Below are 24,225 nucleotides of genomic sequence, written 5' to 3'. Positions count from 1 at the left end.
CCCAGAGGACCGTCCAACAAATCCCAACTTGTGACATGAACAGTATGCGGCTTTGTCAGCGCCGCGGCCCACACCGAAGGCTTACATTAGGTTTTCGCATAGTGTGACTATGCTTGCGGTTTGCGTGGCCATTGTTACCGCGATGGCTTCGCCGGAAGGCTGTTTGCGCTCATCGCTCATTTGGTACCTATATTTTTTTATTTTATAGCTTCGAATACGAACATTGGCCATCCGCCATGATCTTGCCAAGGCCCCCAATACTGATGGGCAATCGCTTTAGCGAAGCCTGCTTGCTTTAGATGGTCCAGAATATCCCAGCCAAAATTTTGAAAGGCGAGAGACCCTTCACTTGTCATTGGGTTTCCATGATATTCGGGAGGCAGGTAATGTTCTATAGAACCGTCATCCTTTACGCTCGCGCGTATGACAGTTGTTTCGAGATCCGCTATAAAGGGAACAGTGAATACCATTCTGCCGCTGTCACGAAGAATGCGGGCACATTCATTGAATGCCATTTGGTAATTTGAGACGTGTTCAAGGACCTCCTGGCTCACGACGAGGTCAAAACTTTGATCAGGAAACGAGAGATTTCTGAGATCCTCATGCCGGATCGATCCATGTCCCTTGATCTTGGATGGCTTCCTGGCTCGGCGTCTGGAGATATGAACTCGCTGCCCTGGGCACGGAAAAAGTGAGCCCAACGCGGAAAGAAAATGGTGGTTACTTCAGGAAGGTAGACGTCTGTCTCAGGTGCAAGACTTAAACCTCTGATAAATGATCAAACCGCACGCATGCGGTTGTTCATGCTGCATCCTTCACACCAAAAGGCTTCTGACCGCCCGACAACCAGTTCGCCATTTTTCACCCAGGAATAATCCCAGTTAAAGGCCATGTTGGTAATTGTTTCACAGCATGAACAATATGCTCTGATCGATTGGGGGCCTCTTCCAGGGATTTGCCTATGGTCGATATCCGTCAAAATCTTGCTCGCGCGGGGAACCGCTAGATTAGCGGCCTTCCACTCGCTCAAGTCAGAATATTTGGCCACCCAAATCGACGGCAAGATAGATTGCATGATACCCCTGAAGCACTTCGCGATAGCTTATGCGGAGACTGAAGTATGCATTAGGCGGAAATTTCGTAAATCTGCCCAACATTTAGTTCGTCATTTCCGCAAAAGTCGTCCTCGACGTGCAGCCTTTTCCAAAAATTGTTAGGAGCTTTGAACTTCCTTTCGACAAAATACAAGAGAGGCAACTCGCAAACCTGAGAGCGATATCTCGTCAAGGCTACCTCAGGTCCATAAGTCTGGATGATATCGCTGAAGTACGCCTTTGCCCCTTCATTAATTTCCTGCAGGTAGGAAAAGTCTTTCTGGGACTTGCCTTCATGTTTGAATACAGGTCGGAGCTCACCCAAGTCATCGTCTTCAAAATCAACAACTTGATCATGAGGAGCTGTCAAGAGCGCCTCCAGAATCAGGGAATAATTTTTAACTGGGCTGCTCCCATCTCTTAAGGCCTCCGAGTAGAATCCGTGTGCCGTACCCCCACGTTTAAAGACATCCAGAATGTCAGGAGAGGTGACCATATAAAATCCGCTCAAGGGATCAGTATTGATTGTTTGCAGTGCAGATTGAATCGATCCGCTGTAGCCTAGATCAACCAACGCGAGGCTATTTCGGCAAAAGCCGCTATCATCCCAATACCTCGTGATCTTGTCTTTCATCCTTTGACCGTGCTCGATAATGGGCTCTTTTAGCACATTGAGAATATCGAGGATGAAGGATTGATCCGTCGCGGATGAGAATTCGACCTGCGCAAATCCAAAATCATCGGAAAGCTCAAAACCAAGGCGGTTCCGAAGGAACTCTTTGACTGTTCCTTTAAAGGTGGCCCCACGCGCCACGAATTCCGGATCAAAGGTTTCGCTTTGCATCGCCGCCATGGCCAGTCGCCGAGATATATGGAAATATTTGCCCTCGGGAAACTGGCTGCTCGCTTTGCCTAGCAACTCTAAAAGATGGCGGTAGATTTCATGAAAGAAGTAGCCTTCGCGAGCTAGGAACGCTAGCTGCTTGATGCCGTTCTTACGGGCGATATCTACAATCCAGGTAAAGAACCCGAAATAGAGCGGGCCAAGGATCGCGTAACCAAAATCAAAACCGCGGGGAAGGTCTACAGGAGAGAAAGTCTCGCATTCCAGGAACGCATTTGAGGATGTCTTTGCGATCACCGTCCCTATTATTAGGCCATCGCGCCAGTTTGGCCGCCCAATCTGCCAGTCGCCAGCGGGTCGTATACCACGAAGGTCAGCAAGCACCGTTGTATGCAAGATGTGAGCGCAAGGGATATGCCGAATGACGGGGAGATGAATGTCAGATTCCTCGTTGTCGCCTATATGTACGAATTTGTTGTTCTTGATTTCGTTATTTACGATAAGTTGCCAAGCGTCATCCCGATCTTTGCGACGCCCCGTCTCGGACGAGATGTAAAGAGCCGAAAACTTGTCTCTTAGACCAAACTTTTCAAGTACCGCCTCGAAAAACTGCAGTGGCATATAGGAATCGCTAAGCAATATAATGCGTTTACCGCTCTTTTTTGCACTCAAAAGCAAGTCCACAACATCGTTTCTGATTACAAGGCACTTGGTCTCGATGCTAAATTCAAGCGTCTTGGCGATTGCAATGGCTTCGTCATCCCAGTCGCTGACAGATCCAAAAAAGGAATAGATGTCATCCAGATTGACGTCTCCCTTATCGAGGACTTCACGCGCCTTAGCCTCAGCTGCTTTTCGAACCGCGAAAAACTCTTCTTCTTTTCCAATCTTGTTCCGGCGGAACAGAACCCAACCGATGTAGTTGTGAACGTCATCCGGCGTCACAGCCCGCCGGCTCACCAATGTGTCGTAGAAATCAAAGGAGATAACGTTAGACTGCTCGATAAGGGCGGTAGTAGCTTTCTTTGCATCCCTATACCCGTGGAGCATTTTTTCGCTCCAATTCCTGCGGAACGTTCCGAAGAACGCGTCGTGCTCGACATAACTAAAGCCGTGATGTGCGACGATTGCGCATATCCCGCGTTCGATCGCATGTGCGAGAGTTCCGTCATGATGAGACGGCTCAGGGTCAAAATCATCATATGACCACGGATATGTGAGCAAGCTTTCTAAGGCTTTTATTCTGGCCCAAAACATACCTCCATGGGGCAAATCTATAAGGCCGCGCGAACGGTAATCCGCAATTGATAGCTTCCGAAAGAGTTCCGCGGCACGATGTCCTGCACCAAGCCAGCTATGAGACCATGGCGCAAATTCAGGAAAGGTAGAGGGGAAGATAAGACCCACAGACTGGTCTTGAGCAAACTTACCAACAATAGCGGATACAAGCGTTCGAGAACCTATAAGGCCGTCGTACAAGTGCGTGCGCCAGCCAGTCTGCGAGTCCCCAGTTCGCAGAGATTTTTTACTATGAAGGTGGAGGAGGACATCATGCTTCAGTATCTTTTCTCGAAACTCCGTTAGGAATGGTCCGAAGTTGCGCCCGCGGTTTTGGGCGATCGCAAATTCAGCTGAGCAATCCAGCCGGAAGTATCGGATGGCACTCTTGAGCGCCCGAACCACAGATGCGTCGGGGACGGTGAAAAGAGCGGTAAACCGATATGGTATGTTTCTCAGGTGCTTGCATATTTCCTCGGCCAGATCGCCGTAGAAAACATGCGCTACCACCACGATACTTGGTCCAGATTTTACGGGGACTTGAACGATGGCTTCGCTTGGCCCAAAGAAGTTTGTTTCGGCTGGGCCGCCGCCAACGCCTCTGGTAATCACACCTTCCTTTCGACCGAAGAGCGTATAGTGCTGCAGGCCCAAAAGGCCAACATTTCGCAGTCCTGGGAGAGCTACGTTCTCATACCATACGGCGTCAAATAGAGGATGCGGCGCACGACCCTCGTTTGCGCCAAACAGTAAGTAGTGCTCAAATGGATCCATGCGACTGGCCGCCACGTCAGCATGGTAATTGAGGTACCACTTTGCATCGAACAGTTCGTTTGGATTGCGCCGCTCCTTCATACCGTACAAAATGTAGTGCCTTAAAGGATCATAACCTGCCCGTTTAACATCCGGATATTGCTCAACATACCAAAGAGGATCGAAGAGGCCGCTTTTTATTATGAGTTCTCGTAAGCGATGATACTTCTTCTTAGTGAAGAGGTGCGAGATCATTTGCATTTCTGCCTCGGTGATTAGGTTTGTATTTGTAGCTTTAGATTGAGCGCTCTGGCACGAAATTCCGTGCACATCAGTCAACCCACCGGTGTGATTGTGAAGGACTTTGAGATAGTTCCGCTGCCCATCGACCCACTCATCCTTCTAAGATGTCGCGTCGAAAAATTCGCTCCAAAAACAAACCAAGGCAAAGAGACGACAACCCAAACGCGACGATGTATCCTCTGTTTAGAAGCTTATCGCTGTAAGTTTCAAAGTACGCGACACGCATCCACTCGACGCATTGAAATATTGGGTTCCAAGACAAAGGTATGGCAATCGATTCTGGTAGATTCGATCCGACAAAAAGCGTGCCGGATGAAACATAGACAAAAATCATCAGTAGAGCATAAATGGTAATAAAAAACGGCCAGAACATTGCTACTACGCTAGCGAGCGTGCCAATGCCTACCGCGAGCAATATAGTTGCTAGAAATGCATAAACTGCTTCAACGGTATCGGCAGGGAAGGGGTTATCGCCTAGGGAATACAACATCATCGTTGTAGCGAAAAGCGTAATACAAAATGCGATCACTTCTAGAAATGCACGCGCCATCATTACATCGACAATCTTCACTACAGGAAACGCCAACATAGGCCGATTTAAAACGAGGGAAAGTGACATAAATCGTGAGATGTAGGTGAAGGCGAGTGTAGGCACTAACCCAGTAGCGAAGAAGATATTCATGCTGTCACCAAACGGCACGGCTCGATTTGTGAAATGATAAATCAGTAGCAACAGCACCAAGTGCGTTAGCGGCCAAATTGAAACAACAAGAAATCCCAATCCGTGATTGAAAAATCGGGTGCGCATATCCCGAAGCATGACCGCGTTCATAACGGCCAGCTTTTGTCCCAAAACTTCTGTAATGATCATGTGTTTCAGCTTCCGGCTGCAAAAATTCTGGCTATCAGTTACAGCGAAGTATGCCAGCGATCAATGAGCTACTTAACTTTTGGCAAGCTTCTATGCTCTCCGATACCGTACAAGACGTAATGCTTAGAAGCATTCATTCCGGAAATTTTAACGTCAGCATTTACATTTAGGTAAGCTTCTTCATTAAACCCAAACTTACAGAGTTGTGCCGTATCAAAGAGAAGCGCGATGCGCCTAACAAACCGATGTAACAATCCGCCCCCTTTTGCACGGTAACGATTTGATAAGAAGCTTAGCGCCGCCTCAAGTTTAGACAGCTTTTCTTGCAGGGAGGCGACACGGTAGTCTCGCTCATTACGTGCAAATTCTAGGTCCCGCTGGATCGCTGCTTTTTCCGATTTCATGTTCTCAATCATTTCTTGCAGGGTCACAATAGCAGATTGAGCGGTCTCGAGTTCATCCTCCAGCCTACGGGCGAAAATGTCCCTATCGCTCCGAACATCTGCAAGGGCGTTGTTCGCCTGGAGGTGATCGCGCTCAAGGCGAACCAACGAAGCGTTCATTCCGCTTGTCATCTGCGCGTTTTCAGCGATCCATTTTGCGAGATAGCGGGCGCCCCTTTTCTGCCCGGGAAAAACCGAATCAAGGAACTTTGCGCGCAAATCGACGTAATATGCATGATGCGGATGAAACTCCCATGGCCCGCCCCATGGCGCATCGCTAGATGTAAATTCGAGAGCCACATCTGATTTTACGACCTTCACGCCATCGTAGCGCGAGACGAATACTTCAATTGCGTCCAAAATTCGGTTGCGAGCCGAGATGTCTCTAACGTTTTGGAGTGGAATAAAATCACCATCCTTCAGTTCCGTCACGCAGAAACGTCGTGATAGGAAAAGTACACCTACCCCGCGTTGAGTGCGCTCTCTCAGTACTGCATGATAGAACTTATCGAAGTAATATTTCCATAAATCCCAATAAAGAGGGCTGTCAGGAGAAATAAATTCAGCTCTGCTGAGCTGTGATTCCTCATTAAAGACTATATCTTTAAAAGATGCGTTAAAAGTTTCATTTCGTACGTCCGCTATTATGGTATCCTCAATTTTTAGAAAGCCGATCAGAAAATCACTGGCAGCCTCGAAAACGATGATTGCGTCTGGTGCCTCAATAATGCGTTTGTATATAATTTTCGATGCTTCACGATCCAGTAATCTTGAAAATTCTTTGGATTCAAAATCTGCATGGTGCAATTCAATCGACGGCGACATGACCGTAGGGACTGCAGCACGCCAAAAATGGGTAAATTCGACTATGTCTAGTAGTTGATTGAAGACCTCAAGCGAGTTGCAGCCGCCGAGCGTAATGATGGATTTTCTTGCTGGTAGATATTCTCCGCTCCGGTCGTCGTCACCATTTGAATTTTCAACGACCGCCAATCTATTCATTTTCAACTAATCTTCCGCGAGTATAGCTAGTCGTTTATTTAATAGCGTATGCATACTGTAACGCGATTTCCAAAGAGTCAATAAGTTGCAATGCGGCAGCCGGCCAAGTCATATAAGATGACCACCGTTGCAGGACGTGTTGATGATGTCACTACTTTTAGCGCGAGGCGCAGTTTTTCCGGCCGTTGGGCACCTCAATACTCCCCCCGCGGCGGATGTAGCGTAAGCTGAAGGTCCCGCAAACCACGGCTGCCGTCGCGGTTGCCGGTTGCAGCAACCGCGGTGAAGATGCGTTCGGCGTCGTCGTACATTTTCAGATTGAGGTAGCAGTATCCACGCAGCACCATCAGATCGGCGCGTTCCTGCTGCAACTGTGCGCGCTGGTCGAGATAGAGCAATGTCTCGTGATAGCGCTTGCCCTCAAAGGCCGAGAGAGCGCGGTCGGCCAGGATGGCGACCTGTAATTCGGCGGCGCGCTGGTGGTTCATCGGCGCCTTGGTGGCGGCAACGGACGCATCGTTGGCAAGGCCAGCTCTCAAATAGGCCAGGCTCTGCCCATAGGCTGCTTCTTCGCGCGACTTCGGATCCGCACTGTTCAAGGCGACGCCGAAGGCTTCCACCGCTTCCATGGGCCGATTGAGGTTCATCAGGCACCAGCCTCGGGAAAGAGCGTTACCAGGCGTCAGCGCTTGCGCGTTCACGGTGGTTTTGCATCCGGCCGTTTTGCGTGGCGAGCGGGTGGCGACCCGGGCGCGGGCCTGTGGTCCAGCATAATCCTGGGATGGTGCACTGCGGGCGGGCGCGATCGGCTGGTCGGGCATCTGCGCATTGACATAGGGCCGTGTCACCGGAGGCTGAGGTGCTGCCTGGGAGATTGCGGGGGGCACATTCTGCGCTGCGCCTTGCTGCACCGATGTTTGAGGCAGAGCCTGCTGTACGGACTGTCCGGCTTGGTTGGGCGATGGCAGCGGTTCCGACGTCGGCGTGCGCGGTGCCGGCTCGCCGAGTACGGCGATCCGTTGGGAGCGACCGGTCCACAGTCTCTGGACTTCGGCGACGCCCACACGATCGTTCAACTGATTGCGGGTAATGGCTAAGCCGTAGGCGGAAGGCTCGTCGTCGGGTTTCCAGCGCAAAGCGGTCTCGAACCAGCGTGCTGCGGCCTGTGGCTGGTTCATCGAGCGCGCAAACCACCCGAACTGCTGGGCCGTCGGGACATACTTCTGCTTCACGACCTCCGCGGCGATACGGCCGAGAACATCTTCGCTGAAATTGGCCGGCGGCTGCAGCGCCATCAGATTGGCGGTTGCCGCAAGGTAGGTCGCCATCGCGTCTTTGGATTCGTTGCGCCATTTATACATGGCGTCTTCGGCTTCCTGCGGTTTGCGGTCGGCAATCAGCACCAGGGCTAGCCCCTGCGAGATCGTGGCCGAATCTTCCTTCTCATGCGCGGCTTTGAACCATTGCTCGGCGTCGGGATAATCGCTGCGGCGCAGATAGTACCAACCGAGGAGCGCATCATCGGATGCAAGGCCCTGGCTGCGGGCGACGCGCTCCACCTGAGACAGATAGTCTTGCGATACAGTCAGCTTGGGATCGTCATTGCCCTGGGCGATGAAACGGCGAGCCAGATCGGTCCTGATGCTGTCGAATTCACGCCCGCCATTGCCGTCCGGCCTTTCGAGAGCCAAAAGATCCTGCATCGGCTGATAGGGCAGCAGAGCCGCCGCCTTCTGGATGGTTGCAAGCCTTTCCTGCGGATTGGTGCAGGTCTTCAGGATATATTTATAGGCATCCTGGCCACGGGCGGCACGATCGGTGCGGATGAAGGCTTCGGCGACGCGCCAGAGGACATCGATATCGCTGCAGGTCAGCAGGCTCGGCGTTCTCGCGCCGATGTCGATCACGGTCTGATATTGCTTCAGATCGGAGGCGTTGACCAGCCGGGTGCGGGCTTCCGCAATATCGAGCCGCTCCAGCAGATCGGCAGGCGGCTGCCAGCCGGGTTCGCTAGTCTGGCGGTCGGCGACGGCCTTGCGCACTTCGGCGTAGCGGCCCTCCGAATAGAGCTGCCACATGGCCTCGAGCTGCTTGTCGCTATTTTGCGGTATGGCCAGCGGATCGGCAGGTGGCCTCCAATTGGGGTAGAGCGCCTGCAGCCGGGAGATTTCGGCCTGCAGTCGCGCCTTGTCGCCCCGGCTTGCAAAATAGCGCAATGCACTTTCGTCGACCTTCGGCTGATTATCGCCAGCTTGTGCCGGGTTGGACTGCTGAGGTGATGTTGGCTTCGTTGTTTGCGGCTGTGCCTGCTCCGGCGAGGCTTGCGCGACAGAATCCGCGGCGGTTGTATTTGCCGGCTTCGCGGGAGTGTCGGAGAGAACCGCCGACGGCGCAGCCGCCTGTATATGGTCGGCGAGCGTTTGCAAATCGACCGGTTGTCCCGAGCTGTTGTCGGCGACGAGCATCGCCTGCGGTTCGAGGCGTGCCGACTTTGCCAGCTTGATCTTGTCTTCCGGCGAATCGTGATCCTTTGTCGCGAGCGTGAACCCCGCCACGGCGACGGCCATGAAAGCCATGATCAAGGTGGACTTTATAAACACTCCGGATGCTTCTCCGTGACGAAAGCCAGGCTCAACAGCTGCAAGGTGGCCGGATAGTAAAGCGATGGGGTGAACTGCCGGACCGAAGCAGGCAGTTTCGTACCGCTCACCACACACGCCACAACATCGTTAACAATTCTATAACCCACGTCGGGAAGCACGTCCTTCGGCTTGCCGGTCGCCAGATCGATCGTGGCAGGCTCATCCTCCGCGACGGTCATTCCCTGCTGGAGGCGTGAAAGCAGCGCCTTGTCGTCGATTCCGGCGCGGGCCAGGTAAAGCGGGATCCTGACGCTATTATAGCCGAATTCCGCTTCGAAGCCGTCCGCGGGTTCCGGTTTCGCCTTGAGGCTGACCCAGTCGGCAGGAAGCTTGCGCGGGCCAAATTGCAGGGAGCGCAGCAGGGCAAGGCCGTCGGTGCTGAGCTTCTGCCAGCGATCGGAAGGCACCAGCAGCGCCATGACGGGGATCGCTTCGAAGACCCAATAGGATGGATTGATGACCGGCCCATCCTTGCGCCCCGGTGGCCGGTAACCTTCGGCGCCTGGAATAAGCAGCGTCGTCCCTGCGGACGTGATGACAAGATGAGCAAGGATGGATCTCGCCATGCTTGCGGCTGTCTGTAGATAATCTCTATTGCTCCAGGCCGATCCCGCCAGGGCTAGTGCGTAAGCAATCAGCAGATCGCCATCCGAAGCATTGTTCGTGTCCGCTACATGCGGGATGACGGCCGGATCCCATTTCCAGACGGCAAGACCGTCGTCGCGCAGCAACAGCTCCGTGCGGGTAAAATACCAGATCTGTTCGAAATCGGCCGGATTGTTGGCCAGGTAGGCAAGCAGCATACCGTAGCCTTGCCCCTCGCTATGGCTAATGCCGCCATTGCCGTTGTCGATGATGCGACCATTCACATCGAGGAATTTCGCCTTGTAGGCAGCCCAGGCATGCGGATCGATCGCCGCTCGTTGAGCGGCAGCCGGTTGCGCTGCCGTCATAATGGCCGCGCTGCAGATAGCAAGAACAAGGCGCCAAAGCTTCATTCGCGCCTGCCGATCTTGGAAAGAACGCTTGCCGTGCTTACGCCGAGCAGGAAGGAGCCGATCACGAACAGCAAGGCGTAGGACAATATGTTGCTGGAAAGCCAGTTTGCAGCGATCAGCCGATAATTTGTCAGCGACCAGGGCTGGGAAACGACAAAGCTGAATCGGCTCACGGGCACCGTATCGATTTTCCCCGTCTTGCCGGAATAGACCGTGATGCGGCCACCGATCTGCGACCAAGTATGTTGCGCACTCATTGCCTCGGCACCCGCCCGCAGGTCTCCGGCGCTGGGCGCAGTGACGACGGTCCAGGTTGCGTCATTGGTCGGATTTGCCTCCTGGGCGATCAGGAAGCTGTTTGCATTGGATGGTGTGAACATCTGTTCGGAGCTGGGAATGAAGCGCAGCGAGCTCAGAGTAATGTCGAAATTGCGATGCATCCATTGCTGGAAGTTCTGCATCTGCCCCTGCAATATCCCGCCATTGATGCGCGTGCGCCAATCGGCAATCGTCACGGAAGCTTCCGGTATATTGCCCTGGCCAGGGGCGGGCGGACGCCAGGCGACCTGGCTCGCAGCGGAGATGTTCATTTGCGCAAGGATTGTCGACGGCAGTTGGGAAACCGATCCTATGAACAGAGCACTACGGGCGCCGACGGTATTCGGAGAGGCGGTCGGTTCGAAAGGGATAGGGTGACCGGCGGTGAGCGCCATCTGGCCCAGGAGCGTTGCGGTCGCAGACAAGGTGTCAGCATCTGGGCGGTCGATGAAGAGCGCGGCGGGCTCGGTCTCGCGGCTGTAGGGGTAGCCTGTGCCGGCGAGCGCCGCCAGATTCGGGCGCTGTGCGATCCTCGCGAAATCCGGTACCGTGAACTGGCTCGTGTCGAAGAGTGCAAATCGCGGCGTCGTGCTCGATGTCGCGGCAGGCGCGCAGGCGGTATCCTCATCGGCCAGTAACATGGCTTCAAGTGTGATGGTGTTTAATCCCGGCTTGAAATGGCGCATGGTGATACGGATGGGCAATTGCCGGAAAATGCCGCCCCCGGTCGCTGTGATCGGCTTGGTCGTGGCGATGCTGCCATTGACGTAGACGTCGATATGGCTGCCCGGCCGCACATCCTTGGCATAGGCCGCATCCAGCAGGATGGTCGCCTCGCCGTAGCCATTGGCGTAGAAATCGGAGGGGATCGCCACGTTGAAGCTGGTATGAAAACGTCGACCGGAAAATTCCGTTGTCCTGACTCCCAGCTGTTCGAAGGAAAGGCTGGTGCCCGAATAGATCAGCGGCGCGTCGGGTGCAGACCATCGCTGCGTTACCAACAGATCACGGCGAGTGCCCGGTGCGCGTTCGGTCGGCGACACCACCATGTCGACCGCAGACGCGATAGCCTGCCATGAAGGGCCACTGACAAGGAGAAGCTGCTGACCGCTGCGCGGGTCCGTTGCAAAGGTCGCGAGCGCGCCACTTTGTGCTGCGGCCGGAACAGCAAAGATAGGCTGCAGCTCTGTCGGCGTGCCGACGACCACGGTCATTTTGCCCGGGCCGGGCGCGGGGAGGGCATCTGTGTCGAACGAAAAGGCCTGGTTTGGCATTCCGCTCAGAAGCGCCAGTCCCTGTGCCAGATGCAGGATCGGCTTGGTCGTCTCGGGTTGAACCAGCGCCGGTACGACGAGATTGAATTGTGTCTTGCCGCTGCCGTCGACGCCAATTGCGCGGATCGCATCGGTCGTCGTCAGTTTCTCCGCGTCGCGGCCGGCAAAGCTGAGATAGGTTCTGGCGGGATCGATGTCGGACCAGAGCTCGTAGGTCGACGCAATATCACAGTCGACGCGGTGTCGCTGCGTCGCCTCGAAGGTCAGGAGATTGGCGCCGGGCTGCAGGAGCCCGCGCGGAATGTCGAAGCTGATATCGGACTCGTTGTCCGAGGAGCCGATCTGCTGCTGATGAATGGCTCGGTCGTTCACCAGAACAGTGATCTGGGATGCCTCCGGGGCGACGACAACTGCATTCTGATAGGCAAATGTGAGTTTCGCCGGGGCTGCCGCCTGCTCAGGCGTCAGATAGATCGACCAGGACTTGCGATCGGCCTCCCCCTCCAATCGCAGCTTTGCGAAGGGAACGACATAGCGCCGGAATGCTGACGTATCGTTGCCAGTGGTTGCCTGCTTCGTCTTCCCTGCCGCTTGTGGCGTTGTCTGCGCGGGAGCAATAGGCGGGACGGTCTGTGGCGCCGGAGTTTGCGGCGTAACGGCCGGCGGAGTCATGACCAGAGGCGGAGCGATTTGAGGTGCGACGGCTTGAGGAGCGGCAGCCGGAGGCGCTGCTGTTTTGGGGGACTCCGTCTGCGGCGCGGCAGTTTGCGGGATAATGACCTGAGGCACTGTCGGCGCTTCGCCCTTCGGCCGCTCGACGGACATGTCGAAAGGCGCCGTCTGTGCCTGTGCTGTAACGGCGCCAAGAAGAAGCAGGAGGATGGGGAAGGTGCGGTTCATCAGCTTCTCGCCTTCGCGTCCTGCCGCTGCTGCGTGCGATCGGAGCCCACACCTTTGAACAGATAGAGCAGGCCGCGGCTGGTCTGATAAAGCGACATGCTGAGGAACCAGAAGGTCCCGCGGATGATGCCGGGATTGCGCCGCCGCGCCTGCTGGAACTTCGTCCATTGATCGGAATTGGCAAAGACGAGATCGGCAATCAGGCGGTGGTCGGCAGCACCCTTCGGAATATATTGGCAGCCGATGGCCGTGATATCTCCCATCTGTTCGATATTGCGAACGACGATCGACAAGGTCACCGTTTCTGCGCCGCTATAGGGCTGGAAGCGTATGGTCGCTTCCGAGCCGATCTTGACCGGTTCCAGATCCTTATTGAAGACGTTCAGCCTGGCGCCGTGGACGGAGACGTCCTCGATGGAAGCAGAGTTCCATCGTCCGTCGATCCCGAATTCGCTACGGCGATCGACCCGCACGCGCCGTGAAGAGGCGCGCTCCCCGCGTTCGGAGACAACCCCGAGCGCACAGCCGGAAAGGATGAGGTTGATGATGTTCCAGCCGCCGACGACAAGCGTGACGTCCGCTTTATAGGGCTCAGCATAGATGCGGTATATGGTGACCGCCAGCGCGATGATCTGAACGGCGAAGATGACGAAGAACGGACGGCTGATTTCCGAAAGCCGGCTGACGGCGATGGACTCATCCTTGGCGGTGACCTTGAAGGTCGGTTTGCGGGGATTGAGCATGACCGAGATCACCGCCGGCAAAAGATGTACCGTCTGAACATATTCGTAGAGCTCGGAAATCCAGGGCCAGCGGAACGACCCATAGAGATAGTTCTGCATCATCAAGTTCACGAGCATATAGGCAAGCGTATAGGCGAGAAACTCGCTGCCCGATGCCGTGAAGATCTCGAGATCGAAGAAGAGATAGCAGAGTGGCGCAAACAGGAAGATGGCGCGCGGAAACGGAAAGAGCCAGAACAGTGTCGAGGACATGTAGCAGAGCCGCTGCGGCAGCGTCAGACCGCGCTTCAAGAGCGGGAAGCGGAAGCGCAGGATCTGCATCATGCCTTGCGCCCAGCGGCTGCGCTGGCCGATGAAGCTTGCGAAAGTCGCCGGCTGCAGGCCGGCAATCAGCGGCTTGTCGACATAGATGCTGTTCCAGCCGGCGCCATGCAGCGCAAGCGCGGTTTCGCAGTCTTCCGTGATGCTGACGCCGCTAAAGCCATTTTGCGATTGCAGCGCCTTGCGGCTGAGCACGGCGGCCGAACCGCAGAAGAAGGCGGCATTCCACTTGTCGAGACCGCGCTGGATGATGCCGTAGAACATTTCGTTCTCGCTCGGCATGCTGTCGAACGTACGCAGATTGCGCTCCAGCGGATCCGGATTGATGAAGAAATGCGGGGTCTGAACCAGAAAGAGCTTCGGGTCATCCTCAAAGTAGCCGACGGTCTCGCGCAGGAAATCACGCGCAGGCGCATGGTCCGCATCGAAAACGGCGATCAGTTCGCCGTTCGAATGCTCCAACCCGTTATTGAGGTTGCCCGCCTTGGCATGTTCGTTGCGGTCGCGCGTCAGATATTCGACATCGAGATCGAGACAGAGCCGCTTGAGTTCGTCATGGCGGGCGATTGCCGCTTGCGATTCCAAAATCTTCGTCGAATTGCGCTTCTGCAAGGTGCCGCCATCGTCAAGCAGCCAGACCCTCAGCTTATCGGCCGGATAGTCCATAGCCTTGGCGGAGGCAAGCGTGTTGGCCAGAAGATTGGTGTCTTCATTGTAGGACGGCACGAAGACATCGACGCTCGGGAAGTTCTTGGTTTCGGAAGCGCGGTTGGTGCGCGGTGGTAGCGGCGTGGCGACGATGAAGAGGCTGAGCATCAGCATTGCCACGTTGTACATTTCGGCGAGGTAGAGCAGCAGGCCGGGAATGAAGTTTTCCAGCTGATTGACGGGGGGCAACGTATAGGATGTACGCCAATAGACATAGCGCAGCACGATGGCGGTGCCGAAGGCGAGGGCCACCAGCCGCCAGGTTCCCTGACGCTTGAGGATCTTGATGATCGCCATCAGAGTGACCACGACGGTGCTGGCAATCAGCTGCGTTTGAAGGTTGACCGGTAACGTGATCAGAATGATCCCGCAGAGCGCTATCACGGCCCATATCAAGATGCTGCGTGCAGTCTGCATTGGTGTCCCTTCAAAGGTATTGCCAGACGCCATCCTGGCGTCCCCAAGCGGAACCGCTGCTAGCGGCACCCCTGAGATATGCCAGTTGCCCTGTTACAGTCCGGTAAAGGCACGATCATATTGCTTGCGGTATTTGCCGGCAGTGGTGCGGCCGACGAACTCGCGCCGCTTCCGCCATTGATTTGGGAGGGCTCGTTTCCACCATCCGGCAGCGGTACGCGCGGTCCGATCATCGGCGGCAGCGCTGGTGCCGCCTGCGGCTGAGGTTGGATCACGACCGGCCGGCGCCTGATTGTCGGGCGCATTGTGACGGGGGCGGGCTGGTAGCCGATGCTGATCGGCGCAGTGCGGTAGGGTGCCGCGTCGGGATAGACCGGTTCGCCGGGCTTGCCGAGAGCAGCATCAGCACCGCGCGGTGCACCGAAAGGATTTAGCGCGGCGCCGGCAAAATGGCCGGCGATCGTATAGCCGTAGACCGTGCTCAATAGCTCGCGTTCGCTCGCGTGGGCGTCGCAGAGCCGGATGCGCACCTGCACCGTGCCGAAATTGCGCTGCTCCTGCTGTGGCGCAAAACCGGCCTTCACCTGTTGCCAGGCATAAAGACATGTATCGCCCGCCCGGCTCTGGCCGGAAGCATAGCCGAACGGCCCGTAGCTGTTCTGGACGAAGGTTGCCGAGCGCGCGAGCCGAACGCCAGGTATTGCGACCGCCATTTCGCGAGCAATCACCCGGTCACTGATCGTATCGAACGGCCGGCTCCCAAGTCCCGGATTGGGGCCTGCTATGCCTTGAAATTGGATCTTGAGGAAGTTCTGGCCTGAGACGGAAGATGACGTGGAAAGCGCGATCGTCTGCTCGACATCCTTGCCATGCCTGCGCTCGACCACGTTTATGATCGCCGGTCCACCGGGTGGCGGAAATGCCAGCGCCTTGTCACTTGTGACCGTTTCTACGCCGATCGATTGGTGAACCTGACCGGTTGTGGTGCAACCAGCCCCGATACAGGCCAACATTATCAAAACTATCGTCTTTGAAAAATGCATCTTTTAGATCGCGGCAATCCTGGTCACATTCATCGGCAAATTGCGCGACGGTCTTTAGAATCAAGCCCTTGTATTCACTATAGCAAATAAAGGTGATTATGGTTAACCGATGGTTAATTTTGCCCATTGAAGTGCCGGAAGAAGCCAGAAATGCGCAGCCAATGCGCTCCATCGTGCCGAATGCACGAAGCGCGATATTTTTCCTAAGAAGAGGCTGCAACTTCAGGCGGCAAGCCTATGAATTTCAGAATGATTTCTTTCTTCGAAATGCGATCTGGACGGCCCGGTTCAGCGCGACTGGAAGGACCGACATATGGTTCTCTCCGGCATATTCTTCAAAGGTGATCGTTCCTGTGGATGACACCAGTTTGCCCCATCTCTCAGCCATCTCGCGGGCAAGTTTTATCGTGCGTGTTTCCTTCGCACGTTCCTGTCGTTTTTGCTCTTCGGCGGTGCCTTTGTGGAAGGGCGCAAGGTTCTCGCCTTCATACTGACCGGCGGAAAGATGCAGTTCCAGGTCGAGCGGCTCTTGGTGCCTGTCGAGGAATTCTCTCTCCATCGAAAGAATTGCTGAATCTTCCCAGTAGATCGCTGGGCTTGCGGAAATCCAGCGGCTGAAGGCATCGGGTTTGCAAAACAGCGCGTAGAGCGTGAACAGGCCACCAAACGAATGGCCGAAAAGCGTCTGGCGCGAGCGGTCGATCCGAGCTTGCCGCTCTATCCAAGGCTTGAGCTCGTCCTCGATGAGCGCCAGAAAGCGTTCGGCACCCCCGGTCTTTACATCCGGCGTATCGGGAAAGAACGGCGGATAGACGCGTCCGGGCGGCGGGCTCAAATCCCAGGAGCGGCGGAGCGGGTCATATGGCTCGTCCGTGGGATAGCCGATGGCAACGATGACGCCTTCCGCGACATTGGTTCCGTTCGGATAGCTCGCCTGCACTTTCAGCGCGTCGACGGCGGTCGCAAAGCAGGCGTTACCGTCGGTCAGGTATAGGATCGGCCAGCCCTCCGGCGGTGCCGGTTTGTCCGGGCGATAAAGAAAGATCCTGTGCGGATGATCGGCATTGTCAAACTTCAGGTCGATGAATGTGCAACCGGGAAGGGTGGCCGGCGCCAGAATGGAAGCGGCATTGTATGACGATGTATGAAACATGGCCTCTCCGGCTGACCGATCATGTGGGGCGCCGGAATAACAGCGCCGATATTTGCAGAAAGATGACGAAAAGTCTCATATTATTGGTGGCGCGATCTGGCAAGCGGGCCAAATGCTTTGCTAAGCGTAATTTTCAGGTGCCTTCCGCGGTTCGGTGTTCGGCCATCAGGGGCGATTCTGCAACATGAGAGTGGAAACGAATAAAAATATGACTCTTGTACTCATGTATTCTTGACGCCGGCTACGCCTGCGAACTAATTTGCGCCATCTTTTCCGAAACGGGCAGGCGCAAAGGGCTTATGAAGCAGAAATCCCATAACTATATCAGTAATTTGACACGAAAGAGATTCCATCTTGCAAGCGGCGCCACCGCACTTGCGACAATGTTTGCTTTAAGTGGAAATGCCTTCGCGCAAGATGCTGCGGCCGATGCGAACAATGGAAATGCCACCCAGCTCGCGCCGATCATCGTCAGCGGCCAGTCGAGTGACGCAAGCGATAACACGACCGTGGCGGCGAAGAAGAGCATGGGCGCCACCAAGATCAATACGCCGATCCTCGAGACGCCTCGCTCCGTATCGGTGGTGACCAAAGAGGAGCTCGAACAGCGCGGCGCTCAGGATATCGTCGAGGCGGTACGCTATTCGGCTGGTGTCCAGACCGGCTCCTATGGCTTCGATCCGCGCTTCGATCAGGTCTATATTCGCGGCAATGATGTTACAACCGTCGGCGATTATCGCGACGGGCTTCGTCAGCCCTACATGAATTATGCGATGTTCCGGACGGATCCCTATGCGCTCGACCGTGTCGAGATCATCAAGGGACCGGTATCCGTGCTCTATGGCGCCGGTTCGCCGGGCGGCATCGTCAACAAGATATCGAAGCTGCCGACAGACGAGACGATCAGGGAGGTCGGTGTTCTCTATGGAACGTCGGATCGTGCCCAGACGATGTTCGACTTCGGCGGCAGGGTCAATCAAGACGATGACAGCATGCTGTATCGCATCGTCGGCCTGGCGCGAAAGGGCGACACCAATTTCGATATCGCCGACGATCGTTATCTGATCCAGCCGTCCTTCACCTGGAAGCCGGACGACACGACGAAAATCACCATCTATGGCTCGGCGCAATCGACGGAAACGGATGCCAATGTCGGCGCCATGATCGACCCCGATGGCAATGTTCTCGACTATCGCGACAGCGACCCGGATTACGATTATCAGAGAACCAAGCAGCAGCAGGTCGGCTATCAGTTCGAGCACGAGTTCGATGGCGGCTTCACCTTCCGTCAGAACCTTCGCTTCTCTCATCTTGATCTGAAGTCGCGTTATCTCGGCACTTACAGCTGGGTCGGCGACGTTGCCCAGCGTGGTGCGACTTCGATCGGCGACAGGATGAACGTCTTCCAGGTCGACAACCAGCTTGAATCCAAATTCGATACCGGTCCGGCAGCCCATACCATGCTGTTCGGCCTCGATTATACCCGCATGAGCGATTCCTTCGCCTATGGAATGGATGCGACGACCAGCCCCGCCTATGACTTTGATATCAGCAATCCGAGATATGGCGTATCCGGCCCGACACCGGCCTATAATTTCAGCCGGGTTGACGCCAGCCTGCAGCAGTTCGGCGCCTATGCCATGGATCAGATCGAACTCGACAGATGGCGCTTCACGCTCGGCGGGCGTCAGACCTGGGTGAAGCAGTCAACCGACACCACCATTGTCTCCACTGATACGACAACCAAAGACAGCTTCAACAAGAATGCATTTTCCTACCAGGCTGGCGCGCTCTATCTCTTCGACAACGGCATTGCACCCTTCACCAGCTATTCCACCTCGTTTAATCCGGTCACTCAGCGGTCTGCATCCGGCAGTATTCTCGATCCAACCAAGGGCGAACAGTACGAGCTTGGCGTAAAATACCAGCCGCCAGGCACCGACATTCTGCTTTCGGCCGTCGCCTATCATCTGGTGGAGAAGAACAAGCCGGTTCTCGTCGATCCGCTGATGGGCATTTATGCCTCGCTCGGTGAAGTGACCAATAAGGGGATCGAACTGGAAGCCAGGGCAAACATCACCGATGGCTGGGATGTGGTTGCCGCCTATGCCTATAACCACTCCGAAATTACGCGTGGTGACAATGCCGGAAACGCACCGGCCGTAACGCCCCAAAACATTGCCAGCCTGTGGTCGAACTACACGTTCCAGGATGATTCTGCCGCCAAGGGTTTGACCGTCGGCGCCGGCATTCGCTATACCGGCGAGACCTATACCAGCACGGCCAACACCGACAAGAATGATGCAAGCGTATACCTGGATGCGGCCGTGTCCTACGACTTCGGAGCGGTCGATCAGAAATATAAGGGCCTGATCGCATCCGTCGATGTCCGCAACATCGCCAACCGCCGCCTGACGGTCTGCAACGAAGGCTATTGCTACCTCGGGCAGGGCCGCAACATCACGGCCTCGTTGAAGTATCGCTGGTAAGCTTATCGGGGCGCCGTATTCTGTGCGGCGTCCGCTCCGCCCCGGTAGCGTCCTTTCGTCGGCTGAACTCGACCTTACTCTCAGCAATGCTACTTTGCAGCCTAAGCCTGTTGCATAAGATACCCGCATTCTTGCCGATGCGGCTATGAGGCTGTAGCTAGCAGAAAATGTGCCCGACCATCCCATCGCGAGGTTCCGTATGGCTGAGGTTCTTTTGTTCCACCACGCACAGGGATTGACCCCGGGTGTGCGAGCATTCGCTGATGAGTTGCGGGGTGCCGGTCACATCGTGCACACGCCTGACCTATTCGATGGGCGCACTTTTCAAAGCATCGAAGAGGGGCTCGCCTATATCGGCGATGTTGGATTCGACGATATGCGGGAGCGCGGCGCCCGTGTCGCTGACGATCTGCCTCCTGCGCTGGTCTATGCCGGGTTCTCGTTCGGCGTGCTGCCTGCGCAGAAGCTGGCCCAGACACGGCCTAGAGCACGAGGAGCTCTCTTCTTCCATTCCTGCCTGCCGATCAGTGGCGAATGGGCCTTCGGACCTTGGCCGGATAGCGTGCCTGTTCAGATTCACGGGATGGAAAACGACCCGATCTTCGTAGGCGAGGGTGATATCGATGCCGCCCGGGAGATTGTGGCGAAGGTCGAGGACGCGAAGCTTTTCCTCTATCCCGGCGATCAGCACTATTTCGCCGACAATTCGCTTCCGTCGTATGATGCGGGTGCAACTGCGCTGCTGACGAGCCGAGTACTTGAATTCCTGGATCGCGTCTGATCGAGGCCAGTGTTTTGGTTTGAACTTGGTTCCCAAAAGTGGTCGTGCAGCAACACAAGCAATCTGCCCGCCTTCGGCTGGCAAGCATCCCGTTTGCATTATATGCCTCAGGAAGCGGCTGCTACGTGAGACTATGCCGCCCTTCGCCGTTTCATCAGCAATATCAGCAGAAGCGGAGCGCCGACGAGAGCCGACACAAGGCCGGCTGGCATCTGATAGGGAAAGGCGATCATCCGGCCGAACCAATCCGCAAGCACCATGAGACTGCCGCCGGCGAGTGCTGCACCCATAAGCTGGGAAGCCGCGCGTCGCAGGCCGAGCTCTCGCGCCAGATGCGGTCCCATGAGGCCGATGAAGCTCAAGGGGCCGACGACCAAGGTTGCGGCCGCGGTCATGGCGGCGGCAAGGGCAAATAGGCAGGCGCGGGCGAAGTTAACGCGAATGCCGATTGCCTGCGCCGCCTGAGCCCCAAGCGGCAGCAGATCGAGCCAGCGATGAGCCAGAAAGGCAAGCGCAAGGCCGGCTATTGCTGCCATCATCGCAGAGATTGCCTTTGGTGTATCAACGAGATAAGTCGATCCGCTCATCCATTGCATCACGATCACAGCGCGCGGATCGCCGCTCGCGGCCAGCACGCTGATGAAGGAATCCAGCATGGCGCCGAGCGCGATGCCCGTCAGAAGTACTCGTTCCGGCGTGAAACCGGATCGGATGCCGAACAGGAAGATGGCCATGAGCACGGCGAAGGCACCGATACCCCCGAAGGCCAGTTGGGCGGCCATGCCGGGAGCAGGCAGAAGAAAGAGAGCGGCGGTGACGCCGAGCGTGGCGCCTGCTGAAATACCCAGAACCTCCGGACTTGCCATCTCATTGCCGCTGAGGCGTTGCAGGATCGCGCCGACGACGCCAAGCATGGCACCCGCAGCAAAGGCACCGGCGATGCGCGGCAGACGATAGGGCAATACATCGGGCCAATGGAGATGGGCGAGCAGCGTCCATGTTCCATCCGGTGCGCGCCCGAAGAGGATCGCTCCGGCCAGGAGAAGGACGAGCGCCGGAACTGATGCAAACAAGAGTAAGCGCGGCGTATGTAAGGCGCGGCTCGCATTCTGAGAGGGAGAGGGCGCGCTGCGCTGCACGGCCTTCAAACGCGGCAACATCAGCAGCAGCAATGGTGCGCCTAGCAGTGCTGTAATAGCGCCCGTCGGCAGGAAGGTCGAAGAGGCTCCGGAAAGCAGCACGAGGGCTTCATCGGTCAGCAGCAGCAATCCTGCGCCGATGAGGGGCGACCAGACGAGTTGGCTCTTCATCTGTCTAGCGCCGGCAAGCTGGGCGATGCGCGGCGCGATGAGACCGATGAAGCCGATAACGCCGACGGCGCTGGTGACGATCGCGGCGAGCGCGATCGCGATGCAAGCGGCAGCAATGCGCGTGCGCTTGACCGACAGACCAAGTCCGCTCGCGCCGCTATCGCCAAGTTCCATGAGCGCGAGCGGCCGCGCCATCAGCAAGGCCGCGGCAGACAGGATGGCGATTTTCGGGAGAAGGGAAAGCGGAATGGTCCAGCTTTGCTGCGCCAGCGATCCAGCCCCCCAGATGAAGAGGCCGGAGAGATAGCGATCGTTCATCAGCACGAGAATGGCGGCAAGCGCTCCGCTCCAGACGCCGACGATCAAGCCGGCAAGCACCAGCGCCAAGGGCGAAAAGCCGCGTCTTGCGCCGATCAGGAAGACGACTGCAGCGGTAGCGGCGCTCCCGAACAGGGCAACGGCATCGCGGCTGAGACCCTGAAGAGCGGGAAAGGCAAGCATGACGGCTACGAGCGCGAGATTGGCGCCTGCGGAAATGCCGAGTGTGGAGGGCGAGGCGAGCGGATTGCGCAGTACCTGCTGCAGCAGGCTTCCCGACAGCGAGAGTGCTGCACCGGCCAGCAAGGCGGTGACGATCCTCGGCAGCGTCGAATAGATGAGTAACAGGCGTTGCGGGTCGTAGCCTGCCTTCTGCTCGAACAGGTGTGAAAGATCCGGCGCCAGTTGATGCCAGGCAAGCAGGCTGGCGAGCGCGAACAGCGTCAGAGCCACGGCTGGAGCACCGAGGCCGTTATTTGCTTCGGTGCGGATCATGCGAATGTTTCCAGATGGTCAAGCAATATGCGCGCGAAACGCTGCGCCTCCTGCACCATGCCGAACATCAAGGTGCCCGGCAGTACGGATACCCGCCCGGCTCGGACAAAGGGTAGGCTGGTCCACAACGGACTATCCTGGAGATTGTCGAGCACGTTCGGCGGAAGCAGGGGTTCGAATGCGATCAGACGCAAGCTTTGATCGAGCGTCGCCAATTGCTCCAGCCCGATCGTCTCGAAGCCCCAGTAATCGCCCGGCCTGGTCCAGGCGTTTTTGAGGCCGATCCTGGTCATGACGTTCTGGTAGAGGCCTGCGCCGCAATAAATGCGAGCATGGCGCGGATCGACAAAATTAATGAGCGCCAACGGCGGAGGGGTGAGTTTTTTGACGCGGTTTGCGCAGTCATCGAAGAATTGTTCCGACCGGGCAAGGAATTCTTCCGCCTGTTGCCGCCGGCCGATGGCGTCGGCCAGCCGACGCGTCGCCTCGATGGAGCGCGGCAAAGCCTCGCCGCCTTCGGCATAGACCGTCAGTTCCAGGACCGGCGAAATCGCCTCCAGTTGCGGCTTCAAAGGTGCGAGATAAGGCGTGGTCAGGATCAGCGCCGGCTTGACGCTTGCCAGGACCTCGAGATTGATCTCGCTGGTGGTACCGAGATCGACGACGCCAGCAGGCATTTTCGGTTCGACGACCCATGTGTCCCAATCGGCAAGCGAAGCGATGGCGGCCGGTGTTACTCCGAGTGCCAGCAGCGTCGAGGCGAGCCCATAATCGAGGGAAACGATCGGGCCGGACATGGTTTCTGCAGCTACTCCCACTTGCGGAACGGCAAAAAACGCCGCGGCGGCAAGCAGCGTGCGTCGTGAAAGCATCAGGTTCTCGAGGCTGCTTTCAGATGACATATGCAAGCGGCGTTCCGTGTACGGGATGGGCGGTGACGCCCATGTTAGTGCCGTAGATCATATTGAGCGTTTCGGCCTTCATGAGGGTCGGCGACGGGCCTGCCGCAATGAGGCGCCCTTGCTTCAGCGCATGCAGATGATCGCAGAAATGTGCCGCGACATTGATATCGTGCAGAACGAGAATGACGCTCAGATCCTTCGTCCGGCAAAGCTCGCGCACCAGGCCGAGGATTTCCATCTGGTGGGCGATGTCGAGTGCCGATGTCGGTTCGTCGAGTAGCAGGCAGCGGCTGTCCTGCGCGACCAGCATGGCGATCCAGACGCGCTGGCGCTCGCCGCCGGAGAGCGTATCCACCATGCGGCCCGCCAAGGTATCGACATGCGTGAGCTTCATCGCTGTTTCCACCTTTTCCCGGTCGACATCGGTGAAGCGCCCAAGCGCACCGTGCCAGGGATAGCGCCCGCAGGCGACGAGTTCCTCGACGGTCATGCCGGCCGCCGATGAGGTGTCCTGCGGCAGATAGGCGACGGCGCGCGCAAAGGCCCGCATATCGTAGGAGCCGGCGGCCACGCCATCGAACAGGATGCGTCCGCCGGTGGGCTGAATCTGTCGGGCCAGCAATTTGATCAGCGTGGATTTGCCGGAGCCGTTATGGCCGATCAGACCGGAAATCTCGCCCGCCTTGAAGCTGATATCGAGCGGATGAAGAATGGTTTTCCCGTCGACCTCGAAACGCAGGCCTTCCGTCGCGAAGACCGTTGCGTGACTTTGATCGTTTCCGGTGATCCTATCGTTTTTCATTGTCATTCCTGCTGAAGCCCACC

16 protein-coding genes are annotated in these 24,225 nt (G+C 56.6%); 2 read left to right on the top strand and 14 right to left on the bottom strand.

Annotated elements, in window-relative coordinates; translation table 11 throughout:
- Positions 1–197: 197 nt before the first annotated feature.
- The 11 genes from AC13QE_RS29165 to AC13QE_RS29115 all read right to left on the bottom strand — a co-directional run bounded on the left by AC13QE_RS29165 (position 198) and on the right by AC13QE_RS29115 (position 17,105).
- Positions 198–701 (bottom strand): class I SAM-dependent methyltransferase, encoded by a 504-nt coding sequence (locus AC13QE_RS29165; protein WP_488486349.1) that lies wholly within the window; start codon positions 699–701, stop codon positions 198–200.
- A 424-nt stretch (positions 702–1,125) separates the two neighbouring features.
- On the bottom strand, positions 1,126–4,230 hold the full coding sequence (locus AC13QE_RS29160; RefSeq protein ID WP_488486348.1) for a rhamnan synthesis F family protein: 3,105 nt from the start codon (positions 4,228–4,230) through the stop codon (positions 1,126–1,128).
- Positions 4,231–4,363: 133 nt separating this feature from the next.
- Positions 4,364–5,143, bottom strand: a complete 780-nt coding sequence (locus tag AC13QE_RS29155) for an ABC transporter permease (protein ID WP_488486347.1) — start codon at positions 5,141–5,143, stop codon at positions 4,364–4,366.
- Positions 5,144–5,211: 68 nt separating this feature from the next.
- Positions 5,212–6,594 carry a zinc ribbon domain-containing protein gene (locus AC13QE_RS29150; protein ID WP_488486346.1) on the bottom strand — a complete coding sequence of 461 codons (1,383 nt, stop codon included), beginning with the start codon at positions 6,592–6,594 and terminating at the stop codon, positions 5,212–5,214.
- Positions 6,595–6,782: 188 nt separating this feature from the next.
- Positions 6,783–9,188 carry a cellulose synthase gene (locus AC13QE_RS29145; protein ID WP_488486345.1) on the bottom strand — a complete coding sequence of 802 codons (2,406 nt, stop codon included), beginning with the start codon at positions 9,186–9,188 and terminating at the stop codon, positions 6,783–6,785.
- A complete protein-coding gene (locus AC13QE_RS29140) occupies positions 9,179–10,228 on the bottom strand; it encodes a family 8 glycosyl hydrolase (protein WP_488486344.1) in 1,050 nt (349 codons plus the stop codon). The genes AC13QE_RS29145 and AC13QE_RS29140 overlap by 10 nt, the downstream gene beginning before the upstream one ends.
- Positions 10,225–12,720, bottom strand: a complete 2,496-nt coding sequence (locus tag AC13QE_RS29135; RefSeq protein WP_488486343.1) for a cellulose biosynthesis cyclic di-GMP-binding regulatory protein BcsB — start codon at positions 12,718–12,720, stop codon at positions 10,225–10,227. The genes AC13QE_RS29140 and AC13QE_RS29135 overlap by 4 nt, the downstream gene beginning before the upstream one ends.
- A complete protein-coding gene (gene bcsA / locus AC13QE_RS29130) occupies positions 12,720–14,909 on the bottom strand; it encodes a UDP-forming cellulose synthase catalytic subunit (protein WP_488486342.1) in 2,190 nt (729 codons plus the stop codon). The genes AC13QE_RS29135 and bcsA overlap by 1 nt, the downstream gene beginning before the upstream one ends.
- A 59-nt stretch (positions 14,910–14,968) precedes the next feature.
- Positions 14,969–15,952 (bottom strand): cellulose biosynthesis protein BcsN, encoded by a 984-nt coding sequence (bcsN, locus tag AC13QE_RS29125; protein WP_488486341.1) that lies wholly within the window; start codon positions 15,950–15,952, stop codon positions 14,969–14,971.
- Positions 15,843–16,172, bottom strand: coding sequence for a hypothetical protein (locus AC13QE_RS29120; RefSeq protein WP_488486352.1), 330 nt, complete (start codon positions 16,170–16,172; stop codon positions 15,843–15,845). The genes bcsN and AC13QE_RS29120 overlap by 110 nt, the downstream gene beginning before the upstream one ends.
- A 24-nt stretch (positions 16,173–16,196) precedes the next feature.
- Positions 16,197–17,105 carry an alpha/beta hydrolase gene (locus AC13QE_RS29115; RefSeq protein ID WP_488486340.1) on the bottom strand — a complete coding sequence of 303 codons (909 nt, stop codon included), beginning with the start codon at positions 17,103–17,105 and terminating at the stop codon, positions 16,197–16,199.
- A gap of 299 nt (positions 17,106–17,404) precedes the next feature.
- On the opposite strand from AC13QE_RS29115, the gene AC13QE_RS29110 reads away from it, so the two are divergent.
- Positions 17,405–19,594, top strand: coding sequence for a TonB-dependent siderophore receptor (locus tag AC13QE_RS29110; protein ID WP_488486339.1), 2,190 nt, complete (start codon positions 17,405–17,407; stop codon positions 19,592–19,594).
- Positions 19,595–19,793: 199 nt separating this feature from the next.
- A complete protein-coding gene (locus tag AC13QE_RS29105) occupies positions 19,794–20,375 on the top strand; it encodes a dienelactone hydrolase family protein (protein WP_488486338.1) in 582 nt (193 codons plus the stop codon).
- A gap of 131 nt (positions 20,376–20,506) precedes the next feature.
- Here AC13QE_RS29105 and fhuB read toward each other — a convergent pair whose 3' ends face one another.
- Genes fhuB through AC13QE_RS29090 form a run of 3 tightly spaced genes read right to left on the bottom strand, consistent with a single transcriptional unit; the run spans position 20,507 to position 24,202 of the window.
- Positions 20,507–22,498, bottom strand: a complete 1,992-nt coding sequence (gene fhuB, locus AC13QE_RS29100) for a Fe(3+)-hydroxamate ABC transporter permease FhuB (protein WP_488486337.1) — start codon at positions 22,496–22,498, stop codon at positions 20,507–20,509.
- Complete coding sequence (locus AC13QE_RS29095; protein WP_488486336.1) at positions 22,495–23,400, bottom strand: iron-siderophore ABC transporter substrate-binding protein; 906 nt, start codon at positions 23,398–23,400, stop codon at positions 22,495–22,497. The genes fhuB and AC13QE_RS29095 overlap by 4 nt, the downstream gene beginning before the upstream one ends.
- A complete protein-coding gene (locus tag AC13QE_RS29090; protein WP_488486335.1) occupies positions 23,390–24,202 on the bottom strand; it encodes an ATP-binding cassette domain-containing protein in 813 nt (270 codons plus the stop codon). The genes AC13QE_RS29095 and AC13QE_RS29090 overlap by 11 nt, the downstream gene beginning before the upstream one ends.
- Positions 24,203–24,225 lie beyond the last annotated feature (23 nt).

It is taken from the genome of Martinezella sp. CNPSo 3957 (assembly GCF_057784395.1).
The sequence above is the reverse complement of the archived record's forward strand: the minus strand, read 5'-3'. Positions and strand labels throughout refer to the sequence as shown.

Coding starts and splice junctions, on each gene's coding strand:
- bcsN (WP_488486341.1), bottom strand. CDS start 15,952: ATGCATTTTTCAAAGACGATAGTTTTGATAATGTTGGCCTGTATCGGG.
- AC13QE_RS29135 (WP_488486343.1), bottom strand. CDS start 12,720: ATGAACCGCACCTTCCCCATCCTCCTGCTTCTTCTTGGCGCCGTTACA.
- AC13QE_RS29160 (WP_488486348.1), bottom strand. CDS start 4,230: ATGCAAATGATCTCGCACCTCTTCACTAAGAAGAAGTATCATCGCTTA.
- AC13QE_RS29095 (WP_488486336.1), bottom strand. CDS start 23,400: ATGTCATCTGAAAGCAGCCTCGAGAACCTGATGCTTTCACGACGCACG.
- AC13QE_RS29090 (WP_488486335.1), bottom strand. CDS start 24,202: ATGAAAAACGATAGGATCACCGGAAACGATCAAAGTCACGCAACGGTC.
- AC13QE_RS29140 (WP_488486344.1), bottom strand. CDS start 10,228: ATGAAGCTTTGGCGCCTTGTTCTTGCTATCTGCAGCGCGGCCATTATG.
- fhuB (WP_488486337.1), bottom strand. CDS start 22,498: ATGATCCGCACCGAAGCAAATAACGGCCTCGGTGCTCCAGCCGTGGCT.
- AC13QE_RS29155 (WP_488486347.1), bottom strand. CDS start 5,143: ATGATCATTACAGAAGTTTTGGGACAAAAGCTGGCCGTTATGAACGCG.
- bcsA (WP_488486342.1), bottom strand. CDS start 14,909: ATGCAGACTGCACGCAGCATCTTGATATGGGCCGTGATAGCGCTCTGC.
- AC13QE_RS29115 (WP_488486340.1), bottom strand. CDS start 17,105: ATGTTTCATACATCGTCATACAATGCCGCTTCCATTCTGGCGCCGGCC.
- AC13QE_RS29105 (WP_488486338.1), top strand. CDS start 19,794: ATGGCTGAGGTTCTTTTGTTCCACCACGCACAGGGATTGACCCCGGGT.
- AC13QE_RS29110 (WP_488486339.1), top strand. CDS start 17,405: ATGAAGCAGAAATCCCATAACTATATCAGTAATTTGACACGAAAGAGA.